At 37.3% G+C, this 24,101-nt stretch carries 23 protein-coding genes; 12 read left to right on the plus strand and 11 right to left on the minus strand.

The window, feature by feature from the left end; all coding sequences use genetic code 11:
* Positions 1–14: 14 nt before the first annotated feature.
* From BC008_RS00130 to BC008_RS00145, 4 genes are all read left to right on the plus strand, one after another.
* Complete coding sequence (locus tag BC008_RS00130; protein ID WP_027843864.1) at positions 15–605, plus strand: cytochrome c oxidase subunit 3; 591 nt, start codon at positions 15–17, stop codon at positions 603–605.
* 219 nt (positions 606–824) lie between these two features.
* On the plus strand, positions 825–1,310 hold the full coding sequence (locus BC008_RS00135; RefSeq protein WP_027843865.1) for a hypothetical protein: 486 nt from the start codon (positions 825–827) through the stop codon (positions 1,308–1,310).
* 123 nt (positions 1,311–1,433) lie between these two features.
* Positions 1,434–2,045 (plus strand): cysteine dioxygenase family protein, encoded by a 612-nt coding sequence (locus BC008_RS00140; protein ID WP_027843866.1) that lies wholly within the window; start codon positions 1,434–1,436, stop codon positions 2,043–2,045.
* Between the two features lie 62 nt (positions 2,046–2,107).
* Positions 2,108–2,566, plus strand: a complete 459-nt coding sequence (locus tag BC008_RS00145; protein WP_027843867.1) for an ArsC/Spx/MgsR family protein — start codon at positions 2,108–2,110, stop codon at positions 2,564–2,566.
* Between the two features lie 394 nt (positions 2,567–2,960).
* Here BC008_RS00145 and BC008_RS00150 read toward each other — a convergent pair whose 3' ends face one another.
* The 4 genes from BC008_RS00150 to BC008_RS00165 all read right to left on the minus strand — a co-directional run bounded on the left by BC008_RS00150 (position 2,961) and on the right by BC008_RS00165 (position 10,178).
* The gene (locus BC008_RS00150) at positions 2,961–3,584 is read right to left on the minus strand and encodes a COP23 domain-containing protein (protein WP_058182913.1); all 624 of its coding nucleotides are present in this window, start codon (positions 3,582–3,584) and stop codon (positions 2,961–2,963) included.
* Between the two features lie 84 nt (positions 3,585–3,668).
* Complete coding sequence (locus BC008_RS00155; RefSeq protein ID WP_058182914.1) at positions 3,669–5,519, minus strand: serine/threonine-protein kinase; 1,851 nt, start codon at positions 5,517–5,519, stop codon at positions 3,669–3,671.
* 92 nt (positions 5,520–5,611) lie between these two features.
* Positions 5,612–7,927 (minus strand): CHAT domain-containing protein, encoded by a 2,316-nt coding sequence (locus BC008_RS00160; RefSeq protein ID WP_027843868.1) that lies wholly within the window; start codon positions 7,925–7,927, stop codon positions 5,612–5,614.
* A 172-nt stretch (positions 7,928–8,099) separates the two neighbouring features.
* Complete coding sequence (locus BC008_RS00165; RefSeq protein WP_153009493.1) at positions 8,100–10,178, minus strand: two-partner secretion domain-containing protein; 2,079 nt, start codon at positions 10,176–10,178, stop codon at positions 8,100–8,102.
* A 590-nt stretch (positions 10,179–10,768) separates the two neighbouring features.
* Between BC008_RS00165 and BC008_RS00170 the strand changes: the two genes are divergently transcribed.
* Together BC008_RS00170 and sfsA are read left to right on the plus strand one after the other, a co-directional pair.
* Positions 10,769–12,580, plus strand: coding sequence for a ShlB/FhaC/HecB family hemolysin secretion/activation protein (locus tag BC008_RS00170; RefSeq protein ID WP_082650445.1), 1,812 nt, complete (start codon positions 10,769–10,771; stop codon positions 12,578–12,580).
* A 656-nt stretch (positions 12,581–13,236) separates the two neighbouring features.
* The gene (sfsA, locus tag BC008_RS00175; protein ID WP_027845744.1) at positions 13,237–13,995 is read left to right on the plus strand and encodes a DNA/RNA nuclease SfsA; all 759 of its coding nucleotides are present in this window, start codon (positions 13,237–13,239) and stop codon (positions 13,993–13,995) included.
* Positions 13,996–14,070: 75 nt separating this feature from the next.
* Here the strand turns inward: sfsA and BC008_RS00180 are convergent, their stop codons facing one another.
* Both BC008_RS00180 and petC read right to left on the minus strand, forming a co-directional pair.
* Complete coding sequence (locus tag BC008_RS00180) at positions 14,071–14,439, minus strand: rhodanese-like domain-containing protein (protein ID WP_058182916.1); 369 nt, start codon at positions 14,437–14,439, stop codon at positions 14,071–14,073.
* A 224-nt stretch (positions 14,440–14,663) separates the two neighbouring features.
* Positions 14,664–15,197: a cytochrome b6-f complex iron-sulfur subunit gene (gene petC / locus BC008_RS00185; RefSeq protein WP_027845743.1), complete on the minus strand. Its 534-nt coding sequence runs from the start codon at positions 15,195–15,197 to the stop codon at positions 14,664–14,666.
* Positions 15,198–15,612: 415 nt separating this feature from the next.
* Here petC and BC008_RS00190 point away from each other — a divergent pair, with 415 nt between their 5' ends.
* From BC008_RS00190 to BC008_RS52005, 6 genes are all read left to right on the plus strand, one after another.
* Positions 15,613–15,981 (plus strand): FAD-dependent oxidoreductase, encoded by a 369-nt coding sequence (locus tag BC008_RS00190; RefSeq protein WP_058182917.1) that lies wholly within the window; start codon positions 15,613–15,615, stop codon positions 15,979–15,981.
* Between the two features lie 208 nt (positions 15,982–16,189).
* Positions 16,190–16,651: a hypothetical protein gene (locus BC008_RS00195; RefSeq protein WP_058182918.1), complete on the plus strand. Its 462-nt coding sequence runs from the start codon at positions 16,190–16,192 to the stop codon at positions 16,649–16,651.
* A 110-nt stretch (positions 16,652–16,761) separates the two neighbouring features.
* A complete protein-coding gene (locus BC008_RS00200; protein ID WP_058182919.1) occupies positions 16,762–17,355 on the plus strand; it encodes an NUDIX hydrolase in 594 nt (197 codons plus the stop codon).
* Between the two features lie 42 nt (positions 17,356–17,397).
* Complete coding sequence (locus BC008_RS00205; RefSeq protein WP_235595758.1) at positions 17,398–17,718, plus strand: helix-turn-helix domain-containing protein; 321 nt, start codon at positions 17,398–17,400, stop codon at positions 17,716–17,718.
* Positions 17,715–17,810, plus strand: a complete 96-nt coding sequence (locus BC008_RS51070; RefSeq protein WP_235595768.1) for a hypothetical protein — start codon at positions 17,715–17,717, stop codon at positions 17,808–17,810. The genes BC008_RS00205 and BC008_RS51070 overlap by 4 nt, the downstream gene beginning before the upstream one ends.
* A 20-nt stretch (positions 17,811–17,830) precedes the next feature.
* Positions 17,831–17,953, plus strand: a complete 123-nt coding sequence (locus tag BC008_RS52005) for a PIN domain-containing protein (protein WP_268768183.1) — start codon at positions 17,831–17,833, stop codon at positions 17,951–17,953.
* A gap of 184 nt (positions 17,954–18,137) precedes the next feature.
* Here the strand turns inward: BC008_RS52005 and BC008_RS00210 are convergent, their stop codons facing one another.
* The 5 genes from BC008_RS00210 to BC008_RS00235 all read right to left on the minus strand — a co-directional run bounded on the left by BC008_RS00210 (position 18,138) and on the right by BC008_RS00235 (position 24,099).
* Positions 18,138–20,045, minus strand: a complete 1,908-nt coding sequence (locus tag BC008_RS00210) for an AAA family ATPase (protein WP_027845742.1) — start codon at positions 20,043–20,045, stop codon at positions 18,138–18,140.
* Positions 20,046–20,074: 29 nt separating this feature from the next.
* Entirely contained in the window at positions 20,075–21,481 is a 1,407-nt protein-coding gene (locus BC008_RS00215; RefSeq protein ID WP_027845741.1) for an IS110 family RNA-guided transposase, read from the minus strand.
* A gap of 282 nt (positions 21,482–21,763) precedes the next feature.
* Positions 21,764–22,054, minus strand: a complete 291-nt coding sequence (locus tag BC008_RS50205; RefSeq protein ID WP_235595759.1) for a hypothetical protein — start codon at positions 22,052–22,054, stop codon at positions 21,764–21,766.
* A gap of 43 nt (positions 22,055–22,097) precedes the next feature.
* Positions 22,098–22,907, minus strand: coding sequence for a hypothetical protein (locus BC008_RS00225; protein WP_201026060.1), 810 nt, complete (start codon positions 22,905–22,907; stop codon positions 22,098–22,100).
* A 256-nt stretch (positions 22,908–23,163) separates the two neighbouring features.
* Positions 23,164–24,099: a heterodisulfide reductase-related iron-sulfur binding cluster gene (locus BC008_RS00235; RefSeq protein WP_235595760.1), complete on the minus strand. Its 936-nt coding sequence runs from the start codon at positions 24,097–24,099 to the stop codon at positions 23,164–23,166.
* Between the last annotated feature and the right edge of the window lie 2 nt (positions 24,100–24,101).

Here is a 24,101-nt window from a genome sequence, read left to right on the forward strand (position 1 = left end):
GACCATAAACTGATATGACAATTGCACCTACAACTGACACTAGCCATCACGAAGAACATCCAGACTTCCGAGTTTTAGGACTGTTAACCTTTCTCGTTTCCGAATCCCTAATGTTTGGGGGATTTTTTGCGGCTTATTTGTTTTATCGAGGTTTGGCTGATGTTTGGCCTCCCCACGAAACTGAGGTGGAACTGATATTACCAACAATTAACACAATAATTTTGGTTTCTAGTAGTTTTGTGATTCATTTCGGCGATGCTGCTATTAAAAAGAATGACCTCAAGGGAATGCGGAAATGGTACAAAATAACAGCCGGTATGGGCGCTATTTTCTTGCTAGGTCAAGTTTATGAATATTTGACATTGGGATATGGCTTAACAACCAATATTTTTTCTAATTGTTTTTACTTGATGACCGGCTTTCACGGTTTGCATGTATTTATTGGGTTGTTATTAATTTTGGGAGTTTTATGGCGTTCTCGTCGCCCCGAACACTATAATGCCACGAAACATATTGGTATTGAAATGGCAGAAATCTACTGGCATTTCGTAGACATTATTTGGATTGTTTTGTTTTCCTTGCTTTATATTCTGACAAGGTTCTGATTTTTCAGTTAACAGTAGTTATCAGTTATCAGTTAACAGTGAACAGTTAATGCGCTAACAGTTAACAGCTAACTTTTGATAAATTAGTTTGAACAGAATATATTTTTTAGCTATAGGGATAGATTTTGGTGATTTACAAAATTTAAACATGACTCCTATAGTAATCTCAAACTAATAATTGATAACTGATAACTGATAACTGATTACCAAGGAGTTTTTATGTTAGTAGATACAGATAGATTTTCTTGGTTCGAAGTTCCGGAAAATATCAAAAAGTTATTGATGTTAGCTGCAGATAATTGGGAGAATAATTCTGAAGCAGAAAAATATATTAATCAAGCTTTGGCAAAAACTGGAAAAAATACAGATGTTTTAATTGCAGCATACAGATACTTCTACTACAAATATAATTATCCTATGGCATTACAAATTGCCGAAAAGGTCATAGATATAATTAGAGAAGTAGAAAATTTTACTAATGACTGGGAAGAATTAAAGCCAGTACTAATTGCTCGAAAAGAAGAAGCGAGAATTAGACTTTTTTTAAATGCTTATGCTGCTTCTGGATTAGTTTTAGCCAAGTTGGGAAAACTAGAACAAGCAAAAAAAATCTGTATACAGGTTAAAGAAATTGATGATAATGACGAATTTGGTGCCGGAGTATTGCTTGATATATTGACGCGCCCACCAGAAGAAGATGATTAGAAATAAAAGGTAATTGGTAATGGGTAATGGGTCATTGGCAATTGGTAATTGGGAAAATTGAAAACTATACCCTAGGGGTAAAATTTAAGATAATACTTTGAATTTTATACGTAAATTTTACATATGAAAGGAAACGATTGGCTTGTTACTAAAGACGGGAAGTATCAGCTTTGCGAATCTGTAAGAGAATGGGATTTACTAGAAGATAATTACTATCTGTATCGGTTTTTAACTGAGTTAGAAGATACAGTTAAACGAACTAAAGTAGAAATCGAATATCTTGCAAAAATTCGTACATTAGTAAGACGTTTAATTACTAATTCTTATTGGGTTAGAAGTAAACATCCAGAACCTGATTTTGAAACTGGTACTTCTGTTGAACTGTTATACGATGAATTAGGCTTCCAATTTACCGTACAGACAGTAACATTTACACCTGGGACAACTTCTAACATTCATAATCATGGTACTTGGGGAGTAGTTGCAATTTTAAAGGGTCAAGAAAAAAATACTTTATGGCAAAGAAAGCCGACTCCCGAATTTAACGATAAAATAGAATTTACCAAAGAACTAATTTTGTCTCCTGGAGATATTATCAGTTTTGTTCCCGGTGCAATTCATTGTGTAGAAGCAGTCGCTGACGAACCAACTGTAACTTTTAATTTGTACGGCGAAACAAAATCAAAAGAAAGATTTGAATTTGACACAGCGAATCATACTGCAAAGAATTTCTAATAGGGGAATGGGGAATTTCTCGAAAGTCCTATCTAACTAATAATTAATTAGGAGATAGTAGAATGGCAAAAGTTATTTTTTATGAAAAGCCGGGTTGTAAAAATAATACAAAACAAAAAACTTTGCTTGCAGCAGCAGGTCACGAATTGGAAGCTCACAATTTACTAACTAATTCTTGGACTGCTGAAAGTTTGCAGTCATTTTTTGGCGATCGCCCTGTAGTTGAATGGTTTAATAAAGCTGCACCAAGGGTCAGATCTGGGGAGATACTTCCTGAAGAATTAGACGCACAAACAGCTTTAGGATTGATGGTAGAAGATCCACTATTAATTCGTCGTCCCTTAATTCAAGTGGGAGAACATCGAGAAGTCGGTTTCGACGTGGAACGCATTGATGCTTGGATCGGTTTAAAAGCTGCAAATGATTCCTTGAAGGACACTACTGAAAAATTAATGAACCAAGATTTACAAAATTGTCCCCGCAAACACGAACATGATGGGAACGGTAAATGTCATAGTTAATCAAAACCAAAACATTAATTCTGTTACGGGTAGATTAGGCTTTTGGGCTACTATACCCAGCCCTTTCAGCGCGAACTGATGAACTATGATTCAAGAGTTGAAAGTCACTCAAGTGCGTAGGTTATTGGTGACAAATTGAAGGTATCCTTGAGAATATCAAGATCAAGGTAGTTAAAAATGCTATCCTCTCTTAACTAGCACATTTTCAAACCCTTACATAACAAAGGTTTTAGCTCAAGCCAAAAAATGTGCTAGTTTTATTTGTTGGGAGGGGGTTTAATAGTTATATCCTGCGGACACGCTTCCGCTAAGCGCTAACGTAATGACGTAATGACGTTTATTTTGCGTAAGTCCTGTCTTACACAAAGTGTTTCTTCAGATTTATCAAGGATTATTAGTTACAGAAAAACGAACCGCTACAATTATCATCAGAATTGGTTGTTTCTTTCTGTACGGGTTGGTTTTGTGAAGGTTTAGTGTATGTCGGCTCGGCTTTTATAGGTTGGCTTTGTCTAATATCATAGACGTTACTTAAGTATGCATCTACATCAATATAAATTGGTTTACCTCTTGTGATGCTCATTTTTTGTTTCCGAGTTGATACATTGAATAATTCCGTCAGGACTTTTTTGGGGTTATCTTTGGATTCTAAAGTTAGTAATAAACCACCTGAGATGCAGCTACTATTTTTACTTCTGGCAACACATATTACTTTCTGATGATTTATTTTACCAGTTGTAATATATCTCAGGTTTCCTGCATCAGAATGTTTTTGAAATCTTTCTGTTATCAATTGACAGCGTTTTTCTGCTGGATAACCTGAATTTCTAAAAGCTTGAGATTTCCAAGTAATAAACTCAATTTTTTCTTTGGAAGTGATTACATAGGTTATGGGGAAACTTCCGCTAGTTTCGCAGATATACTTCACCTTGCTATAAGACCTTGCAGGAGCGGTACTAAGTATAGAAAATGCTGTGATTAATGCAATTGATAGTGTAGGAAATAATTTGTTTTTCATAATGTTTTAATTAGCTAAAGTACAAGCAATTTTTTGAGTTATTATTTGCTAGGTTTAGATTTACTAGGTTTAGATTTGCTATATTTAATTATTACAATTGGAACCTTGAGCAAATATAGATTGACTACCTTGACAGTTATCAATTGTTTTAGGGTCTGTCGTAGAATTTTTTCTAAGGGATGTTACTTTCTGAATAATTCCTTTTTTTTTGATGTCCCAATATGGAGTGTTAGAAATTTTATTTGCAGCAGCGATCGCGTCGTTATATCTATTTTGTGTTAATGCACGCTGTGCTAGGCTTAAATACTCTTTGTTGGTATTATTCTGCTTTTGCCATTGTTGTGTTAGTTCCTGGACATTTTTATAATGGGAACTTGTTGATGGAATGACTTTCAGGGTTGTGATTGCATTATCCACGTCTCCTGAGTTTTCATAATTTTCTGTGGCTTTATCGATGATTTTTTTTGACCAAACGTTAATTGACTGTTGAGAATTTTCAGAAAAAGCTTGATTTTTTGGAACTTTATTAGCTTCAGTAATTGCTTTGGCAAAATCTCCTCGCTCTGCTAATAATTTAGCTTGAAGAATACGGCACTCATTAACAATATTAATCAATTCTGTTTTAGCCTGACTATAGGGTAATGAATCTTGACTAAGAAGACTAACTTTATCTCCTTTATCTATACATTTGCTATACTCCTTTTGCTTCTTAAAAGATTTTATTTCTTCTACATTTGCCAAAAAGTTTTGATTTTTACCCCAATTTAGACCAAAAATAGTAATTATCCCTCCTGCAGCAACAATCAATAGCGTAATAACTGCTACAGGAAAAACAAGGACTTTGAGAGGGTTTTTTGGAGAGCTTTGTGGAACAGAGTGAGGTGCATCAAAATTTGATGCTGTAGGTGATGCAGAATTGATTGATGCAGAATTAATTGGTGCAGAATTACTTACTGTATTACCAGAATTTTGGTTTTCCCTGGATGAAGATATTGCATTTGACAATGGTGTGTCAGAAGAAGCAGTATTATGAGGGGCTGCGATCGATTTGCTCGCAGAAGCAGAAGAACTGGAAATAGTATTTGGTTGACTGACTGGGTATCTAGGAGAAGCTACGGTGGGATTTGTGAGAGATTTGATTACATCTAGTACTTCTTGTGCAGACTTATAACGGTCTTGGAATTGATAGCGTACCATATTACTAAGGATAACGGCTAATTGAGGATTGACTTGAGTATGGCTTTGCCACTCTATTTCACCGTTAGCGTCCTCTTTTAATTCTTGAAATCCTGTAATTGCTTGGATGGCTATAACTCCTAAAGCATAAATATCGCTGCTAAAACGGGGTTTTCCCCTTGCTTGTTCTGGCGGCATATACCCTGCAGTACCTATTATTACAGATGTAGCCATCTGAGTTTTGGCAGCGGTCAACTGCATACTGATTTCCTTAATTATGCCGAAATCAATTAGAACTAGCTTATTATCTTCTTGACGGCGAATAATGTTTCCTGGTTTTAAGTCGCGGTGTATTACTCCATTGCTATGTACAAAGTGGAGAATTTCTAATATCTCTTGCAACATTTGCATTACCTGGTTTTCGCTCCAGCAACAACCAGGTTTAAATTCTGAATTGAGTAGGTTACCGTCAATAAATTCTTGGATTAAATAAAATTCATTTTCTTCTTCAAAATATGCTAAAAGTCTCGGTATTTGAGGATAATTACCCAGTTTTTCTAAAGCTTCTGCCTCTTTCTGAAAGAAACGCTTAGAAGTTTCTAAATAGTAAGTTTGAGAATTAATTGGTTTTAAGTGCTTAACCACACAGATGGGATTACCCGGTCGATGAGTATCTTCAGCTATATAAGTCTGTCCAAATCCCCCAGCGCCAAGGAATTTGATTATTTTGTAACGACTTGCTAGTATCTTATTTAACATCTAGTCGGGATTATTATATAAATATAAAATTAATTAATCGTGAGTCCTGTTAATAATAATTCACTAATAATTCACTAATATTATTTCGATCATTATTCCGATTCTCCCATTAACGTGAAAGCAGCCCAATGAGTGGGGTTTAGAGGCTTTTTCATATTACTGAGCATTGCTTGGCGTAATGCTCGCGCTTTATCACCATCTGCTTTCAGATTCTTGTAGAAGGATATCATTAGTGCTTTTGTGGTGTCGTCTGGTGCATCCCATAGGGAAACTATCGTACTAGCAGCCCCAGAAGTAAGTAAAGACCGGGATAAACCTATCACACCATCTCCCGTAATGTCACCCCTACCTGTTTGACAAGCACTCAGTACTACTAGTTCGGCGTTGAGTTGCAAATCTATGATTTCGGGAGAAGTAAGAAAACCATTGTCATTTCCAGATGGGGCTAGAGCGATCGCACCGGGTACGCCTAACTGCTTTATGTCATCAAGTAGACCGTGGGTTGCTATATGAATTATTTTGGCTTTCGGCATCTTTTTGACAATATCTAGTTTAGTAGCATCTTTGCCAATAATCGCTTTAGTTTGTAAAAGATTAGCAACTTCCTTGGCTTCTATTTCTGTACCATCTAGTTGATATAGTTGATAGGGTGGGTCTCCAACCTTCAAGGTGGGCATGGTAGGATTACCTACAACTAAGATATCTTTTGCTAGTCCTTGGCTGCGTTTTCTTTGCTGGTGAGTCAGTCCCAGGATTTGAATTGCTGGAGCAGATACAATTGTGTGTTTTTCAATTAGGTATTTACCATTTTTATCTTCTAAGGCTGTAAATGGTACAAAGAATAGTGTTTCATGGGGTATAAAAATAACACGTTCTTCGGGGTCTTTCGGTAAATCCTCGGCAATGGGTGCAATCAACAGTTCGTGTAATTGCTTTAGACCTTGAGAAACTACTTTCTTGTTGATAAACTCCGAATTTTCCGCCGGGTCGAGAGCATTGCGAGTTTTAGTTACTATTTTTGTGAGGGAGGTATTTTGCTGACGTAGGGATTTGAGATTAACTCTTCGCAAAATTACTTCACCCGTAGGTTTAACTACCCAGATGAAAAGTTCTAATTCTGGGGCTTTTAGCTTACCTTGGTGTAAGAAGTCATCCGGAACAATGGAATATTCAACCAGAGTGGCTTTTTGCTGTTTAGCGATTTGCTTAATTTGAGTAATTGTTAAAGGCGCGATCACTTTAGATTTAGAATTAGAGTTAGACTTCGATTTTAAATTTCTTTCCATCAACTCTGCGAAAACCCTAGCCCGTCCTAGTTCTGATGCTTCTAATGCTGCTCCGGGTTTATTCTGAGCGACTAAAATTTGCTGTAGTAAATTATATGTATTAAGTTGGGTATCAAAAATTGATACCTTATTGCGATCGCCCAAATTTTCTCTAAGGGAATCTAAAATATTTACAGAAAGACGGAGTTTCTTTTCCGCTTCCACCAGTTTTCCAGATGTAAATAAAGTATGTCCAAAATTGTTGAGAACCAATGCTTCTGAAAGGCGATCGCCTATTTCTTGGGCTATTTTTAAACTCTGCTGCTGGGATGTAATTGCTTTGTTATAGTCTTTGAAGTTTGCGTATATTAATCCCAAACTATTCAAAGCTTTCTGCTCGATATTGCGATCGTTAAGTTCCCGCGCTAGGTTTAAACTTTTCTGGAAAGCTTCTAGTGCTTGATTGTCTTTTCCTTGAGATTGGTAAGCAGAACCCAAATTATGCAGAATACCCGCTTTTCTTTGCGAGTCCTTTGTTTCTTCAGCGATCGCTAAACTTTGCAAATATAACTCAACCGCTTTAGAATAATTACCCTTGTCAGCGTAAATCATTCCTAAAGCACCTAATGAAAAACCTTCTCCTACCTGGTCTTTAATTTCCCGTGCAATAGTTAAACTCTGCTGCTGATATTCTTCAGCTTTTTTATAATCCCCTATGACTGAATAAAGATTACCCAGATTGCCTAACAATTGTCCCTGTGCTTGACGGTTATTAAGCTCTTGAAAAATTTTCAAAGCTTGCTGCTGATAATCAATCGCCTTACTATACTTTCCTATCTCCCTATGAGCAAGTCCCAAATTACCTAACGTTTCTCCCTCTCTTTGTCGGTTTTTCGACTGTCGATAAAATTTCAGTGCGTCTTGCCAAGATTGAATAGCCAGTGTAAATTGACTTTGCTGGTAGTATTTCAGTCCTTTGTGTAAATATTCATCCCCCTTCGTCTTAGCAGTAGTTTGGGATTGAGCAACTACCTGTGAAGCAATAAATGGAACGCTCCCACACACAGGAATGATAAAACTGACAAAGACACAAATCAGTTTTATTTGCAATTGACAATTTGCTTTTGACTTTGCTGTGGACATAGTTACAAAAGGAGCTAGAAAAATCTACTCAAACAAAATAGCGGTTTATATCATGTCTGTTTAAATGACCGTCATTGTGACACTCGGGCAGCAATCTCAATCTCAAAAACCCTTCTGATATGGTGTTTTCGGCGTAGAGACATTTCATGAGACGAGACCATTCTCAAGATAGTTATTTCCGAGAAAAAACGTAATTTTTGTACAATAAATCTCTATCGAAATTAAAGGTTTTCAACTCCTCCTCATCATCAGTATTAAAAAGATTAAAATCTGAGCCTGTTAATTCCCCATTACCATCATTGCTAAGTGTCAACTCTGTCGCATGACCCTTGTCTTTGAGCAGAGCAACCAGGGATTCATCTAGTGACAATACACCAAAAACTGTGATTTCTTCTTGTTCTTGATTTTGGTCTCGATCTCGGTCTTGGTCTCGATCTTGTTGTTGTTGTTCTTGGTTACCGGTATCTGAGTCGCCAGTATTGGAGTCAGCAGTATTTGAGTTTCTAGTATTCGAGTCGCCAGTATTTGAGTTTCCAGTGTTCGAGTCAGAAGTATTCGAGTTTCCAGTATTCGAGTCGCCAGTATTTGTACCACCAGTGTTTGAGTTACCAATATTTGTACCACCAGTATTTGTACCACCAGTGTTTGAGTCACCGGGTTTTTCTGATGATGGTGGGTTTATTATTCTTGGTGGTGGATCTGGATTACCAAATGTTCTACCATCAATAGATTTCACCCCACTTTGATTTCCATTGGTTCGTGCAGCAATAACTCCAATGGTTCCACTCTCATTATCTTTAAATGAAACTGGCTCTTTTGTACTATCTCCTACTACAAAAAATTCACTTCCAACCTCAATCTTTACCTCACCTATTCCATCACCCGGTTCATTTTGAGTAATTACATCATTTTTAGTTTTAATCCTAATAAACGGCAATGTTGTCTTATCAATTTCAGGATCTTTGCCCTCACCTGGTGGGTTCGATATCGGATTAGCAACTGTTATACTAGCGAAAATTTTGGGAGTATCAGTATTGTCAGAATCTCGAATATCTTCACTTACCTCTTCCCTTCCAATTGCTCTAAAAAATCCACCGGCTTTGATATTAATATCACCAGCACGAAACTCGTCCAGATCAGCCTCACCATCAAGAATTCCTGCGAAAATAGTATCGACTTCTATATTCCCTTTTTCAGCAGATAAAAATACCTTCTCACGACTTATAATCCTATCTGTTTTAATATTGCCATTCTTGGAAATTATAGATACATTTGGAGATTTAGAAGTTTCCAATCTATCATCTGGAAGAATAGAATTCTTGCTCCCGTCAGAATTATAGCTAACAACATCTCCATCTTTTATATTGATACCAGAACCCGTGAGAGTAACTGTATTATCCTCATTAACGGTAATTCCTGTTACATTGCTGATATTGCCACCGGCTAATAGATTCGGTAATGATTCAATCTTAAATCTGCTGGGTAATGGATTCGGATTTCCCGTTGTTTCAGTCGTCGATGCGATATCAAGAGACAGCAGATTTCCTTGTTGACTAATCCGTACTGTACTCTTACCAGGAACCGCAGCTATAGTAATCTGACCTTTTTCAGCAGTAAGTGTCCCAGTATTTACTACCGTACCACCCACTAAAGTCAAGTTCTGTCCTTCCTTAACACTCAAGTCACCAGAATTGACAATTGCCCCTGGGTTATCCATCGTAAAAGCAAAAGCAGTAGGATTCTCTGTCAACTTAGAATAGTCATTGCTACCAGTTGCACTGAAGAAATTAGTATTAGAACCGGAACCAAAGCCAATACCGTTGGCTGTTGTTACAGTCAAAGAACCGGGTAAATTAAAGGTTTTTGCATCTTTACCAAAAATAAACCCAGCTGGATTCATTAAAAACAAGTTTGGATTATTACCACCTGTAACCTGAATCGTGCCGTTAATTTTAGAGATATCTCCACCAGTAACGCGAGTCAGAATATTTGTGATATTTCCATTTGCAGCCTGAAAGTTCGCAACATCATCTGTACCCAGATTGAATTGAGTCAAACTGTGAAACTGATTTGTGCCATCACCATCACTAGAAGTATTTCCACCGGTTATTGTGGATGTAGTCCCATTACCGTTGGAAATGTCTTCAACTTTTGTTACAGTGTCTGCTGATGTAATTTGTGCTTGTACTTTTCCTATACCAATTACCCCCACCAAGGGGAGGGTCATTAATAAAATACTAAATTTATTCACTTTTAACTCTACTTATTTATAGCTTATTTATATTTATTTAGTTTTAGTAAAAATATCTAGTCTTGGCAGAAAACAAGAATTATTAGTCAGTAAACTTATATTTTACGTAATCCCACATATACCAGAATTGAAAGCTCTAAACTCTTCTTCGTATCCAAAATTTACGCAAAATTCACACTATTCAATATTTATACTCAAATAAATTAATTTTTATGTAATATTATCACTAAGTACAAACTCTGTTGTACGATCTTTGTTTGAACAGAAAAGACAAGGAATTAATTTCAAATAAGACACTAATAAGCCAACTTCAAGCGTTATATATATGTATATAAGCATACCATAAATATGTTTTCTACAGCCTAATTTGCGTGGATAATTTAAAACTTGCACTAAATGCGGACATCAAAAGTGGAGATGTATCCTAAGCGGAGCCAGAGACTTTACCCCGACGCCACAGGCTCTGGGCGATAGCGCTATTGGCAGGTAGGTCTCTACAACTTAATGGCTCTTAGCGGTAGCGTGACGTTAGTCATACACCACGCTGTGCTAACAAAATTAATACAACAAATCAAATAAAAATTGTTGATATGAGAAGAAGCTCTATACCCTTGAATTTAAGATATTTATTGCCTTGGTGCTGCTTGACAATTCCCAGTGCCATTTTACTAACTTGGTTATTACCAAGTTACGCAGTTTCCGACCCTTCAAATACTACGTCAAATATAACGCCAGTGGCAGACATGGCGAATAAAGTAGCTCAAAATTCCCCTGCACCAATCATTAATCCTAGACCAGATCCTAACCGCGATCGCTTACCACAACCTCTCCCAACTCCACAACCCCTACCAGAAGAAAAAGACCCGATTCTTCCTCCTCCAACTCCGAACAAACAACCATCACAGTCAGATGTGCGTATTTCTATCACCAAAATAAAAGTAGTTGGTAGTACTATCTTTGGAGCAAAGGAAATCGATCCCATTGTAAAACCCTTAGAAGGAATGTCTGTTACCCTAGATGAACTAAGACAAGTAGCAGATAACATTACTCAACTGTACTTGAAAAAAGGCTATATTACCTCCAAGGCTGTCGTAGCCAATCAGACTATTGCTGACGGAGTTGTGCAAATTCGGGTGATAGAGGGTAGTTTAGAAAGAATCAAGGTTGAGGGAACTAAAAGGGTTAATCGTAGCTATGTCAGAAGTCGCGTACGTCTGGGAGCAGATAAACCCCTAAACAGTAACGAGCTAGAAGAACAACTGAGATTGCTGCGGATAAATCCTCTGTTTGACAATGTAGAAGCTAGTTTAAGTGCTGGTTCTAAAGTTGGTAAAAGTATTCTTACCGTCAGGGTGAAGGAAGCAAACCCCTTTCAAACTGCTTTGAGTGTAGATAACTATACTCCACCTGCAATTGCACCGGAAAGGGCAGGGATCTATTTGCGCTACCTTAATTTAACTGGAATTGGGGATGAAATTACAGCATCTTATAACTTCGGGGTGAACTTTGACGACTTTGACAGAGCAGCATCAAATGTATATGATGTTACTTATCGCGTACCAGTTAACCCTATGAATGGCACTGTGCAATTTCGTGCCGCTCCTAATAATAACAAATTAATTAATCCTCCCATAGGAGAGCCTTTTTCTGATGTAAAAGGTAGTTCAGATTTTTATGAAATCAGTTACCGTCAACCCTTAGTGCGATCGCTCAAAGAAGAGTTTGCTTTGTCTACAGCACTTGCTTTTCAGGGTAATAGTGGATCTTTTAGATTTAATGGTGATACTAACAGTTTTCCTTCCAGCCGTACCCGAGTTCTCAAGTTTGGACAAGACTATCTTCGTCGCGATAATAAAGGAGTTTGGGCAGCGCAGTCCCAATTTAGCTTTGGTTTAGATATTTTTGATGCCACGGTCAGTTCTGATGATAGTCAAGATGGACGCTTTGTCAGTTGGTTTGGTCAGGTGCAAAGGGTGCAACAGTTGGGTAATGACAACTTATTGATTGTACAAGCCGATTTGCAACTGACACCGGATGACGTACCATCATTCTACGAGTTTTTTATTGGCGGCGGTCAATCCCTACGGGGTTACCGTCAGAATGCTCGCTCTGGAGACAATGGATATCGCCTATCAGTGGAAGGTCGCATTCCCATATTGCGTAATAAGAAAAAAGTTCCCACATTGCAACTTACTCCCTTTGTTGATTTGGGGCAAGTTTGGAATAAGAGAGGCGATATAGACGATTCTTTCTTAGCTAGTGCAGGACTAGGATTACTATGGCAACCAAGTCAAAATTTGAATATCCGTGTTGATTACGGCATTCCCTTTGTGGATATAGAAACACCAAGTGATAGTCTTCAGGATAATGGGTTGCACTTCAGTTTTACCTACAGTCCTTAATCTGGAGTACATCTAGCGGTTAGAAGGGGAAATTAGAATTTGAAAACAAGTAAAGGAATCGTCACTACATTCAGTAAACCAAAAAGTTTTTCTCCGAAGGGCGATCGCTAATGAATGTGGATTAAATAAAGTACAAAAGTAGGGTGCTGTTAGCATTGCGTAACGCACCATTCCAAATTTCAGAATTACAGGTTATTAAATTCTCATCCCTAATCAAGTTTACGTACGGCAAAGTGCTAAAAAGAGAATAAAACACAATTAATACTTATGATTTTATGAATGGGTAAAAAATGAAATGATGAATATAGCGTTTACCATTACAGGTACAGGACTTACGCAAAATAAACGTAATTACGTATGACTAACGTCACGCTTTGCTAACAGCTACGCTGCGGGCTAGCGACAGCGACGTATATGTCCTGCGGACACGCAATACCTACGGTACGCTATCGCTAGGCGCTAACGCCAAAATCGGTGAGATTGCTATCTCCTAAACGGAGACGCTACGCTAACCCTGCACTGCGTTCCGGTCGCAATGACAAATCTATGTCCTGCGGACACGCGATGCTAACGTTGCGTAAGTCCTGAGGTATATTGATTTAGGTCAGTAACAGTTGTATGCTGATTTGTTCATAGATTATTAATTTTGCAATCCCTTGAAAGGACAAGTTAATTCTGTAGAAGCCGCAACTGATTGGCTTTATCGCTACCCAGAGCTTTACTCGGGTACTTTAATTAAGCGCTACAAAAGGTTTTTTGTTGACGCTAAACTTGATAGCGGAGAAATAGTAACAGCCCATTGTCCCAACACAGGACCAATGACAGGGGTTTCAACTCCTGGTAGCGCTGTCATGTTGTCCAAGAGTAATAACCCCAAACGCAAACTCGGCTACACTTTAGAATTAATCGAAGTTCATGATAATGGACCTACTTGGGTGGGTGTAAATACAGCTTTACCCAATCGAGTAGTCAAGTTAGCTTTAGAAAAACATTTATTTCCAGAACTAGGGGATTATTTGAAAGTTCAGTCGGAAGTACCCTACGGACAAGAGAAAAAAAGCCGCGTTGATTTTTTGTTGTCGGGGACAGAAATGGAACGTTCTATATATCTGGAAGTTAAAAATACAACATTTGTTAAGGGTAAGTTAGCTTTATTCCCAGATACAGAAACAACACGAGGACAAAAACATCTCAGAGAATTAATGGCTTTATTACCAGATTATCGCTCAGTTATGCTTTACTTTATCAACAGGGGTGATTGTATGGATTTTGCACCTGGTGATGAAACTGACCCTGTGTATGGTAAATTGCTGCGCGAAGCTTTATCTATAGGTGTGGAAATCTTACCTTGTAGATTTGCAGTTAGTCCAGAGGGTATTCGTTATTTAGGGTTGGCGAATTGTAGCTTTGTTTAATTCTGAATATTTCTAGGTTTCATTAATCTTCAATTCTAAGGGGTCAGTATATAATTATTACTCACCCCTTGTATATCAAGAATGTGGTAGACCCAAGCGTCGCCACTCCATCATTCCACCAGTAATATTAAAGACTTGAATGAAACCTACTTTGACCAGATATCTTGCAGCAATTGGGCTGCGATGCGAGGTTAAACAAATCACAACAACAGGTTCATTTTTGGATAAATTCCTAAACCATTGAGGATAAACCCAGCTACGTAAAATCGGTATGGAACCTATAATAAGACGTGGCAAACTTAGGTTGACTGCTCCTACAGCATGAAATATATCATACTCAAATTTACTACGTACATCTATAAGTAAAGGAGGTTCGGGTAATTTGACAAATTCAGAAGGAGAAATATCAATCACAAATGGTTTAACAGAAGATGTAGACGCCATATAAGTTACTTTTTTTATGAAGTAATTATTTAAAAATCTTCGATTAATTTCTTAGATGAGTATCGAGATTATCTTTCTCAGTCGATAGTTAATTTAGTCTGTACTTATTTTGCGCTCTTCTGAGTTTAAAAACATATAATCTCGATACTCACAGATTTAAAAATGCTCGTATTGCTCTACTTCAAATCCAGAGCCTAATCCCCAATTTTTTTCGATTCTGTTTTCTAAACCCACCAGGGTTTTTTCCCCGTGCGGGGGTCTGTTTCTATCCAAGGAGAAATTCGAATATATTCCCCTTCAAGGTTAACGCCAACGAGCTTAAGGGGAAGAGGTGCAGGACCGCGCACTACTCTCCCATCAGAATCATATCGAGAACCATGACAGGGACATTGAAATTGGTTGTCATTGGGATTCCAGGGAAAAGTACAACCCAAATGGGTGCAGTTATCGACGATTCCCCAAGGATGCAAAGTCGCATCTGACTGTACAGTCAGGTAAGTTGGTTCTGCTGCTAAACCTGCAACTAAGGCTCGAGTCCCAGGGGGTTCAGCTAAAATTTGACTAGCAGGAATCAAATCTCCATTAATATCTTTGGCGAGTATAGAACCATCTTCACCGACTTCTGTGGGAGCAACAAAAAATTGAGCTGCAGGATACACTAAGGTACTTGCTGTAGTGGCGACAACTGCACCTGTGAGAAAATTTAGTAATTGTCGCCTCGACATTGAGGGATTTTCTAAAGGGAGACTCTCTGACATTAATTTACACCTCCTAGCTTCGGTATAGGTGTTGAGATACTTAGTTTATAGTTTGCTTTTATAAATGCCTTGCCTATACTATATTACTATATAGTAATTTGATGAGTAGGGTTAATGGATTTTCTATCGCAAAGTTTGTTTCTAGCTGATTCTATCTATAGTATGTTTTATTCAGCCAAATATGTTTGCTCAAAGCTCTCAAGTAGAAATAGGTTTAGAAGGGTATTTTGAGTCTTTTTTATTGCATACCTAGAAAGTGATATCATCGTATTACTAATTAGTTAATAAAAACATAGCTGCTCGGAGTATCATCAAAGCGATAAACGAATAAGGCGTGGGAGTATCCAAAGCGGTTTTAGGGTGGCACTTTTGAACCAATCCTGCGCTAGACCTAATAGCAATTGGAGTCATCAACATGGTTCATGTTGTCATCATAGGTGCAGGAATAGGGGGTCTACCAACAGCTTACGAACTGAGACGTTTATTACCGAAATCTCATCGCATCACACTGATTTCCGATAATCCAAAATTTACCTTTATTCCCTCTCTACCTTGGGTAACCTTTGACTTAACACCATTAGAAAATATTCAAATAGATATAGAGCATCTGCTTTGGAGACGAGGTATTGATTGGGTAGAAGGCAAAGTTACAAACTTCGACCCTCACGCACAAACTCTGTATATCTCAGGAAAAAATATCCCAGGAAAAACTATTCATTATGATTACGCAGTTAGCGCAGCTATTTATTTGTGCGTAGCGCTATATCGGTTGCATTACAAGTAAGTGTCAAACCAGAATATCAAGACCGACCAATTATCGCGATCCAAGCAAACTCTAGGGAGCAATATCTTGATGACCTCGGATGTGTAATACATGCATTTGATTTAATCACAAATTCTATAAACTTTACATGAATAGTCTTATAGAAAATGACACAAAATCAAAAATTACTTCTATAATTAAAGTGTAAGTAATAAATGAGGTAATAAAAATGAATATGGGTAGAGGTGGATACCGCAGAAATGCCGGAAGAAAAGCTGGCTGGAGACATGGTGCAACCAAAACCATTCGGGTTCCCATCGCCCTCAGAGAGGAATTGTTGGAGATTAGCAAACAGTTAGATCGAGGTGAATATATTTCTCAAGGAACATATTCAGAATTGAATGCAATTTTGAGTACATGGCAAGCTAAATGTGATGCTGAACCTCTTGAGTCTGGGGAATGGCAAAAAGTACAACAGTTGATAAGTGAGATTCGACAACTCTTGTCAACAGACCAAACAGATTCCGTTTCTTCTGTCAGGATGGATGAATGTTTATCACCAGAAGAAGGTTTTGAACGTGGTCACAGAAGACGTAGAGGTCGTCATTTTGGGCGATTTGGCAGATTTGGAGATTGTGAAAGAGATTTTCAAGGAGAAGACGATTGCGATCGCACAACTAACGACAGCTAAAATATAAGCTGCGATAATATTACCGTTGCAAATAGAAATCCCTATGTCTGCAAGAATAGAGGTGGTTCTATCCCGTTCTTGGTCATTCTCTAATCCTTTCGCCGTTTTTTATGAATACAGGTTGGCAAATTCAGGATAAATTCTTAGAAATACATTCCCAATGGGTGACAGTAATTGGCGAACATCTGCAGGATGAAACAGGACAAATCCTGGAATATTGGCGGGTAGAAAAAGCAGATTCGGTAATTATTTTACCAATTCAAAATCAACAGTTAATTTTACCGCCACCAACCTATCGTCCGGGACTAGGAGACAAAACTCTTGATTTTCCTGGTGGAAGGGTTCCACAAGGAGAGGAAGCTGTTACAGTGGTGCCGAAAATTCTTCAACGAGAATTGGGAATTACAGCAGACACAATTTCCCAACTGATATCTTTAAATACCCAAGGTTGGGCTATCAATAGCTCTTTCTCTAATCAGAGACTATTTGGCTTTGTTGTTGAATTAAAACCCACTGTACAGATCCCATCAAATTTTGTCGGAGCAATGTATTCGATTAATGATGATGGTATAGCATTATTGCTTAATTCACTGACCTGTTTGCAATGTCGGGCTGTGTTGTTGGCGTGGTGGACAAAGCGTCATTTTCTTACCCATGTAGAGTATGACAAGGATGATTGGAATAAAGATGATTGGTACGAGTAGTTTACTAACGGATAGCCACCGTCAACAGGCATTAAAACACATATGTTTATAACAGAATCTAATAGTTACATTGAGCTTCTGCAAAAGTTTCCACCTCGCCCAATTAAATCAGAGGCGGATTTGCTTTCAGTTCAGGAAGTTATTGATGCTTTGTTTGATTTTGGTGAGATGACACCAGAAAAACAAGACTACATAAATGTACTGGGTATTCTGATCCATGAATATGAAGAGAAGCATGTATCAATTCCAGACTTAAGTGGTGTTGAGTTGCTTAAGGTGTTAATTAATGAGTTTGGGCTCAGACAAAAAGACCTAATTCCTGTTTTCAAAACTGAGTCGAGTCGATTGTATCCGCGATTCTGAACGGACAACGTAAATTTACAGTAGAACATATTGAAAAGCTGTCTGAATTTTTCAATGTTTCTCCATCTGTATTCTTTAGTCGGTTGTCATAAAAAGTATAGGAACGAACATCTTGGGGTGGGACATTACCAAAGGCGCTCGCAAGCGAATTCAGTGCTTAGAACGTAGTTGGGCTTTGGTGACTGATGATACTGATTTTGATTATGTGGATGGACTGACTTTGGAACATTGGTAGTTATTGTGAATGCCGAAGATTATCTGTACCGCGATCGCACAAAATCCCCTCCAAAAGCGATCACACCAGCCATTCCCTGTAGAAGTATCGCGGTAAATTGCCAGCAAATCAAGCAAGTGACGAACTTTGTTATGGGTGATATTTGGATAATATCGTATACAGAAAAATGCTTTAGCTGGGTTTATCAGTATAAATTTTTTATGTATTCAATCCATTCTGGCACTATGTAGTCACTAGTAATTTTTTCTGAATACTTTTTGGCAAATTCAAATTTATTATTATTTGTGTCGAAAAAAGTTTCTAATAATTTCTGCTTACTTGGTGATAGGTCCAATGAAAAATATGTTGATTCTGCTGTAGGTTGATTTATTTCTTTTATTAAATTTGATAATTCTGTATGAGTCTTCTCGAACTCTTTTAAAGTTTCAAAAAATATCTTTCCATTTAGTGCATCTTCAATTTCTGTTTTTGGAGACACTGGATTAGATTCAATTTTGACAAGAACTGTTTTTCTTTTTGACTCATCATTAACTATACGATAGCAAATTAATTTTTTTAATTCATCTCTAGTTGAGTATCGAACAAGTTCCGAATCTGTATCGGAAACTAATATAACTTTACCTTTTATTTCTTTTTTGAAATCTTCATAAGCAACTTGAAGATGGTTATAAATCTTTTTAATTTCACTAGCACCACCTACGGGAATAATTCGCAATTTTTTTTCCTTTTTAATATCTGCAAAATACGCTTCAAAATATATTTTTTCTGAAGACCCTTCGCAAATCAACCAATTGTATGGCTCGTCAGAAAGAATGCTTGTAATTATTGACTGTACAAAATCATTTAAACTTTTTAATCTAATATCATAAGGTAATTGGCCTTTTGATTCACAAACAGTTTGCTTAATTGATTCTCTATATCTACTGATACTTATTAAATCAAATCTATGTTGTTTAGATTTATCTATTTTTGAAATCACACTTACATAGCCATCTTCAAGCATGGGTATAAAACCGTACCAGTGTGTTGTAAATAATAGTTGAGAGCAAAGCGCACTTATCTCAAATAATTTATTAAATTGGTCATAACAAGCTGACATATGTAATGATGATTCTGGCTCATCTATCGCAATAATCAGATTATCAGTATTTGACCTATAGTTTTTCAGGAATTGAAAGGCAAGTTCAATTATTGCTTTTTGTTTTTCACCTGAGCTTAAAACATTTAATTCCAGCCAGTGTTCTCCTTGTTCTTTATGAAGTTTTCTGATTTTAAAGTATGCTTCAATAATCAATTTATAAACATCATTTTTTTTTAGACTTACTTGCCTTGTCCCAGAAGTTCTAAATGAATACTCACCTAAAATATTTGATAATGATTTAATAAAATTATTTAGATTTTGATTAATTTCTTGTATTTTTTCTTGAGGCACACATTTTTCTACTATTTGATTTAAAGATTCACCCATTAATAATTGAATCTCTTTGGTCTCAAGCTGAGTGAAAGTATCAGGATCAATATCTTTTGGGATATAGATGTATTCAAATAATTCTTTTAAGTCCTCGTGAAGTGAAGTAAAAGACTTTAATTCTTCATCTTGAATTTGATTGTTAGTTTCCTCAGTGTCATTGCTTATTGCTTCGACAAGTTTCCTTGTATTAAATATACTGAAATTTGGTACTTTGTCATAAGATAAACCGAGTGGAATTAATATCAAATTATCTGTGTTAGGATATCTTTCTCTCAATGAATACCTTTGTTTTTGAAATGTTTTAAAATGTACTCGATTTTGTGGATTTATATCTGATTCTTCAACATGCCATGTGTAATCACTGATTTTTTTTAAAATCTCTGCATTTTTAGTATTTGATATTTTATCTAATTGTAATAAATATACAGGAACTATATGTGGTTTTGTTGTTGGTATGCCGCTTTTTCTCACAGCTACATTATAATTCCAGCTTTTACTATTTAATAAACAGTCAAGTGATTCCAACACTGAACTTTTTCCAATTCCGTTATTACCCACTAAGCCACAGAAACTATGCCCGTTTGTTAAAGGAATATAGTTAATTCCTGTGTAGGTTTTGATATACTCCTAAGAAACACATTCTAAAATCCTTAACCAGCAAGGGTTTGAGTTTTTGAATCAACAGATTCGCTGGTATTGGAAATAGGAATGAGTTCCAAGCCAAAAGCTTGAGCTTTTTTCTTGAGGTTTTTGAGCATCCGGTCATGATACTGTTGCTCATAAGCATTAATACCAGGATCAGTGTAAGCACCTCCAGATGTCCAAAGGTGATAAAAAATACGTGCTAATTTGTGTGCAGCAGCAGTGATTGCTTTTGGTGCACCTAAACGTGTTTGCATACGACGATAGTAAGCACCTAAGGCAGAGTGGCTACGGGACAGAGTTTGGGCTGCCATACGGAAAGCATTTGCAGCACGATTAGCTACAGGACGAGTTTTAGAACTCTTAACTTTACCACCAGTAACACGACTACTAGGACATAAACCCAACCAAGAAGTAAAATGCTTAACAGTTGGGAAGCGAGAGGGATCTAATCCAAGCTCGGAGAGTAATATTAGTACAGTCAAAGCACCAAAACCATCAACTTGAGTAAAATCAACACCACTAATACGATACAAATGTGTACGTAAATCAAATTGTGGTGCATTTCCCGGCTGTTTTTTCCCACGACGTTTTGGTTTATTCAAAGGTTTTTTTGTGATATCAACCTTATCTGTAAATGAAGCCAAACATTGCTCTACTTGGTTATCACAGTCTGCAATCTGGGACTGGTAAAATTCGTAAAACTTTAGTTCTTGTTGGAGAATGAAAACTAATTCTGGGCGATAATCTCCAGTTAAAGATGCAGCAATCTTCTCTTTACTTGCTTTAATACGCCCATCCTTAAGAGCAGCTAACTTGATTGGATTACGTTCTCCAGATACAATCCCTCGAATAATACTTAATCCGGTAGTGCCTGTAATATCGCTAATTACCCGATGCAATTGTATATTCATTTGCGTCAAGGCTTTTTGCATTCTTTGTACGTGAACACAAGCACTTTTGATCAGATTATCCCTTTGACGTATATAACTGCGTAATGCACAAATTTGGTCTTCCGGTCGAAATGAACCAGACAATAAACCATATGTATGTAGTTGTTGTAGCCATTGACAATCTAATACATCTGTTTTACGACCAGGTACAGTTTTGACGTAGTGAGCGTTGACCAGCTTAACTTCAAAACCACGACTTTCTAATATTTGAAATACAGGTATCCAATAAACACCTGTTGACTCCATTGCTACGGTTTCAATACCACATTTCTTTAACCAATCTGCCATTGTATAAAGGTCAGATGTAAAACAAGCAAAGCTCCGTACATTCTCGTCATCTCTTCCCAGAGGAACACTTACCCAATGTCTATCTGCACCAATATCAATCCCTGCAGCATTAAGATTGATTTGGCGTAGATTTCGATCTAAATCTTGGCTTCTTGGCTTTTTACGCTTGCTCATGAGAGTAAACAAAGAAATTGCATTGCTTATTTGATTGGGTGTACCATGCCTGGGTGGGCAAGTAAATTTAATCTCCTAAACGGGATAGTAGCGATGCTACTTCACCAATACTGTTGCCAATATCACCCAGAACCACGCTTAGATTCGGACGAATACTGCACCAATGTAATAACGGTTTTTACTGTCATGGTACTTTTTTAGTGTATAAGTTATTGACCATAAAATTTGATTTATTGTGTTTCTTTTATTAGTTGCGGGCGTGTAATCGCGCCCGTTGGGCGCTTAGATCTTGCACCTGGAAATGTGGATGTCAAAACCACAACTACGTACAAGAGAAATTAACCGTTCAATATCAAGTAAAAGAAGAGACACTACATTTTTTGGGAAGATAGATTCTAAGGCAGTTTGTGCAGCTTCACCCCAATCAGGTCGTAATGGTAGCTGAGTCGATAAATAAGTCCAATGGGCAATAAAATAAGCAGTAAAAGAAAGAATGAGCCAGCGATACATTCCAAGTAAAGTACCCTGACCAAAACGGTGGAGTCCAAAACGATGTTTTGCAGTCTTAAACAAGCCCTCAATTTGCCACCTACGCTTTCCCCACCACTTAATGGTGCTAGCTTTTAAGGGTAAGCGTAGATATGATAATTCTTTTTTCTAGTCTGCCATTATCGCGTTTAAGATAATACCAAGAGATAGTCACAGGGAAATTCAAACCGACCAAACTTACTTGTTGTCCCTGCTTATGTAAATGTCTCAAAGACCTTCCATCATCTAATGTTCGGCTAACAGCTACGCCTATAATTGCATGATGTTTAAGCTTACGTATTCCGTGTATGAATTCTGCACTACCAAAACCAGTATCAGCCAAAATCATTACCTTAAAACGTTTAGTTAACAACTTTGGTAAGCGCTTGATTAATTTCAATCCTAGTTGGGCTGGTGACGGAGTACCTTTACCTCTCCATACTCGGAAACTCCACGGTATTCGCCATCTTCCGACGACCAAATATAGCACTACTATATGTAACCCCCGTTTTCCGTTATAAACTGAGATTAAATCCTCAAATTTCTTAAATTTTCCGCATTTTTCCTTCGCAAGCGAAGGCGCTGCGCGTACCAAAGTTGTGAGGTCAACTATTACCTGTAAGAATGGTCTGCGTCCTCTACCTGACTCAAATAAAGTTCTTAAAACAACCTCTAAAATCTGGCTTCTAATTATACGAATCATTCCCCTTGTTGACCAGGCATTGATATTTAAAAACCTGCTTAAAGCGCTTGCTGACTTACTTTTAGAGTATTCTGGCAATGGGTGTCCTTGTGCTTCTAAGAACAATCCCAGCATCGCTTCTAAATTATTTTTTTGGTACCGGGTAGGCATCAAATCTTTGAGGTTGTAAACTAACTCTTGGGCGGTGGCAAGCATAGTTCTTGCTTTAACTAATGATAAATTTCACGCCCTTTTTCCCATATTTTGCTGTTTTTTGCCATATATCAGCAATTTTTGTCATAAACGATAATGATAATCGAATATAAACAAAGCAAAAGATATAAAAAACGAGAAAAAGCATGTAATTGCCATAAATAATTGTCAATTTGTTGGCAAATAGATTTTTTGCCCTAAATTTGTCGATTTTATCTTTATTTTTAATCACTTCTCTGATTCAATTTTAGGAAGATTTCTACACTCCTGCTTGTTTAAGTGTTAAAGTTTGTACATAAAGTGATGTTTGCCACTTTGCAACACTGAGACTAATTAATTTATTTACTGTAGTAGTTTTACAGGCTTGATTTATATATTTGCGGTTTACCCTTAAGGTGCAAGATCTAAGTCTACGTTCTGGGTAATCTACGACCTCTGCACCGAAAGCTTCTAACATCCCTACCAATACCTGGGGAAATTCAGCTCCACCCATAGAGTGCTCGGGAAATATCTTTGCATAGTGACAGCCCACATGATCGGTTGCTTTGATTCCCTTCAAACTATACTTCGCCTTTGCAGCCAATTTATAACGGTTAGCAAAGAATACATCTGAAGCATGAACTACAGAGGGTCTAGCACCGGAAACATGAGGAATCCAGAACTCCCGACCGGTTGTTTCTCTTAAAGTTTTTTCTGTATATTCACGTAATTCTGGATCTTCTTCCCAAAGTTTAATAACTTCTGTGTAGTTAGCAAAAGAAGTAACGCAGAAAGAAAAAAGATTATCCACACCTAGTTCGTGATGAGCTACAGAAAAATTCCTCGCCGCCATCACCATTTGGGTTTCCAGGTTGGATACATCCCCATGATAGCCAATAGCCCCACAGGAAGTATGTCCTGGTGCTTCCCGTAAGTCTATACCCAAGTCATTTTTTAAGATTTTATAGGCGATACCTTCTGTATATGGAGCAGCACTTTGGAGGAAACAACTACGAAAGCATCCCCACTTATTCCCACCTGCTTCATCTACCGTTGGGATGTGTTTATGGTGTTTTTCCCAAGCTTTTTCCTTCCCTGCTATTTTCATTGTCCCTCTTCCTCTCAGTAATATGATAGTCAAGTAAAGTTTTGTATCTTTTAATTCGGGGTTGGGTAAGTTTTCTAAGCTCACCCGAGTTTTTTTAGATGAATTCACTA

The sequence above is a fragment of the Mastigocoleus testarum BC008 genome (assembly GCF_001456025.1).
Taxonomy (GTDB): Bacteria; Cyanobacteriota; Cyanobacteriia; order Cyanobacteriales; family Nostocaceae; genus Mastigocoleus; species Mastigocoleus testarum.

Bases quoted from the DNA above. Each gene is read 5' to 3' on its own strand.
- BC008_RS00155 (WP_058182914.1), bottom strand. From the start codon at position 5,519: ATGTTAAATAAGATACTAGCAAGTCGTTACAAAATAATCAAATTCCTT.
- BC008_RS00150 (WP_058182913.1), bottom strand. From the start codon at position 3,584: ATGAAAAACAAATTATTTCCTACACTATCAATTGCATTAATCACAGCA.
- BC008_RS00215 (WP_027845741.1), bottom strand. From the start codon at position 21,481: ATGAGCAAGCGTAAAAAGCCAAGAAGCCAAGATTTAGATCGAAATCTA.
- BC008_RS00200 (WP_058182919.1), top strand. From the start codon at position 16,762: ATGAATACAGGTTGGCAAATTCAGGATAAATTCTTAGAAATACATTCC.
- BC008_RS00130 (WP_027843864.1), top strand. From the start codon at position 15: ATGACAATTGCACCTACAACTGACACTAGCCATCACGAAGAACATCCA.
- BC008_RS00145 (WP_027843867.1), top strand. From the start codon at position 2,108: ATGGCAAAAGTTATTTTTTATGAAAAGCCGGGTTGTAAAAATAATACA.
- BC008_RS00135 (WP_027843865.1), top strand. From the start codon at position 825: ATGTTAGTAGATACAGATAGATTTTCTTGGTTCGAAGTTCCGGAAAAT.
- BC008_RS00225 (WP_201026060.1), bottom strand. From the start codon at position 22,907: ATGCTTGCCACCGCCCAAGAGTTAGTTTACAACCTCAAAGATTTGATG.
- BC008_RS00140 (WP_027843866.1), top strand. From the start codon at position 1,434: ATGAAAGGAAACGATTGGCTTGTTACTAAAGACGGGAAGTATCAGCTT.
- BC008_RS00195 (WP_058182918.1), top strand. From the start codon at position 16,190: ATGAATATGGGTAGAGGTGGATACCGCAGAAATGCCGGAAGAAAAGCT.
- BC008_RS00180 (WP_058182916.1), bottom strand. From the start codon at position 14,439: ATGGCGTCTACATCTTCTGTTAAACCATTTGTGATTGATATTTCTCCT.
- BC008_RS00160 (WP_027843868.1), bottom strand. From the start codon at position 7,927: ATGTCCACAGCAAAGTCAAAAGCAAATTGTCAATTGCAAATAAAACTG.
- BC008_RS00205 (WP_235595758.1), top strand. From the start codon at position 17,398: ATGTTTATAACAGAATCTAATAGTTACATTGAGCTTCTGCAAAAGTTT.
- BC008_RS00190 (WP_058182917.1), top strand. From the start codon at position 15,613: ATGGTTCATGTTGTCATCATAGGTGCAGGAATAGGGGGTCTACCAACA.
- BC008_RS00170 (WP_082650445.1), top strand. From the start codon at position 10,769: ATGAGAAGAAGCTCTATACCCTTGAATTTAAGATATTTATTGCCTTGG.
- petC (WP_027845743.1), bottom strand. From the start codon at position 15,197: ATGTCAGAGAGTCTCCCTTTAGAAAATCCCTCAATGTCGAGGCGACAA.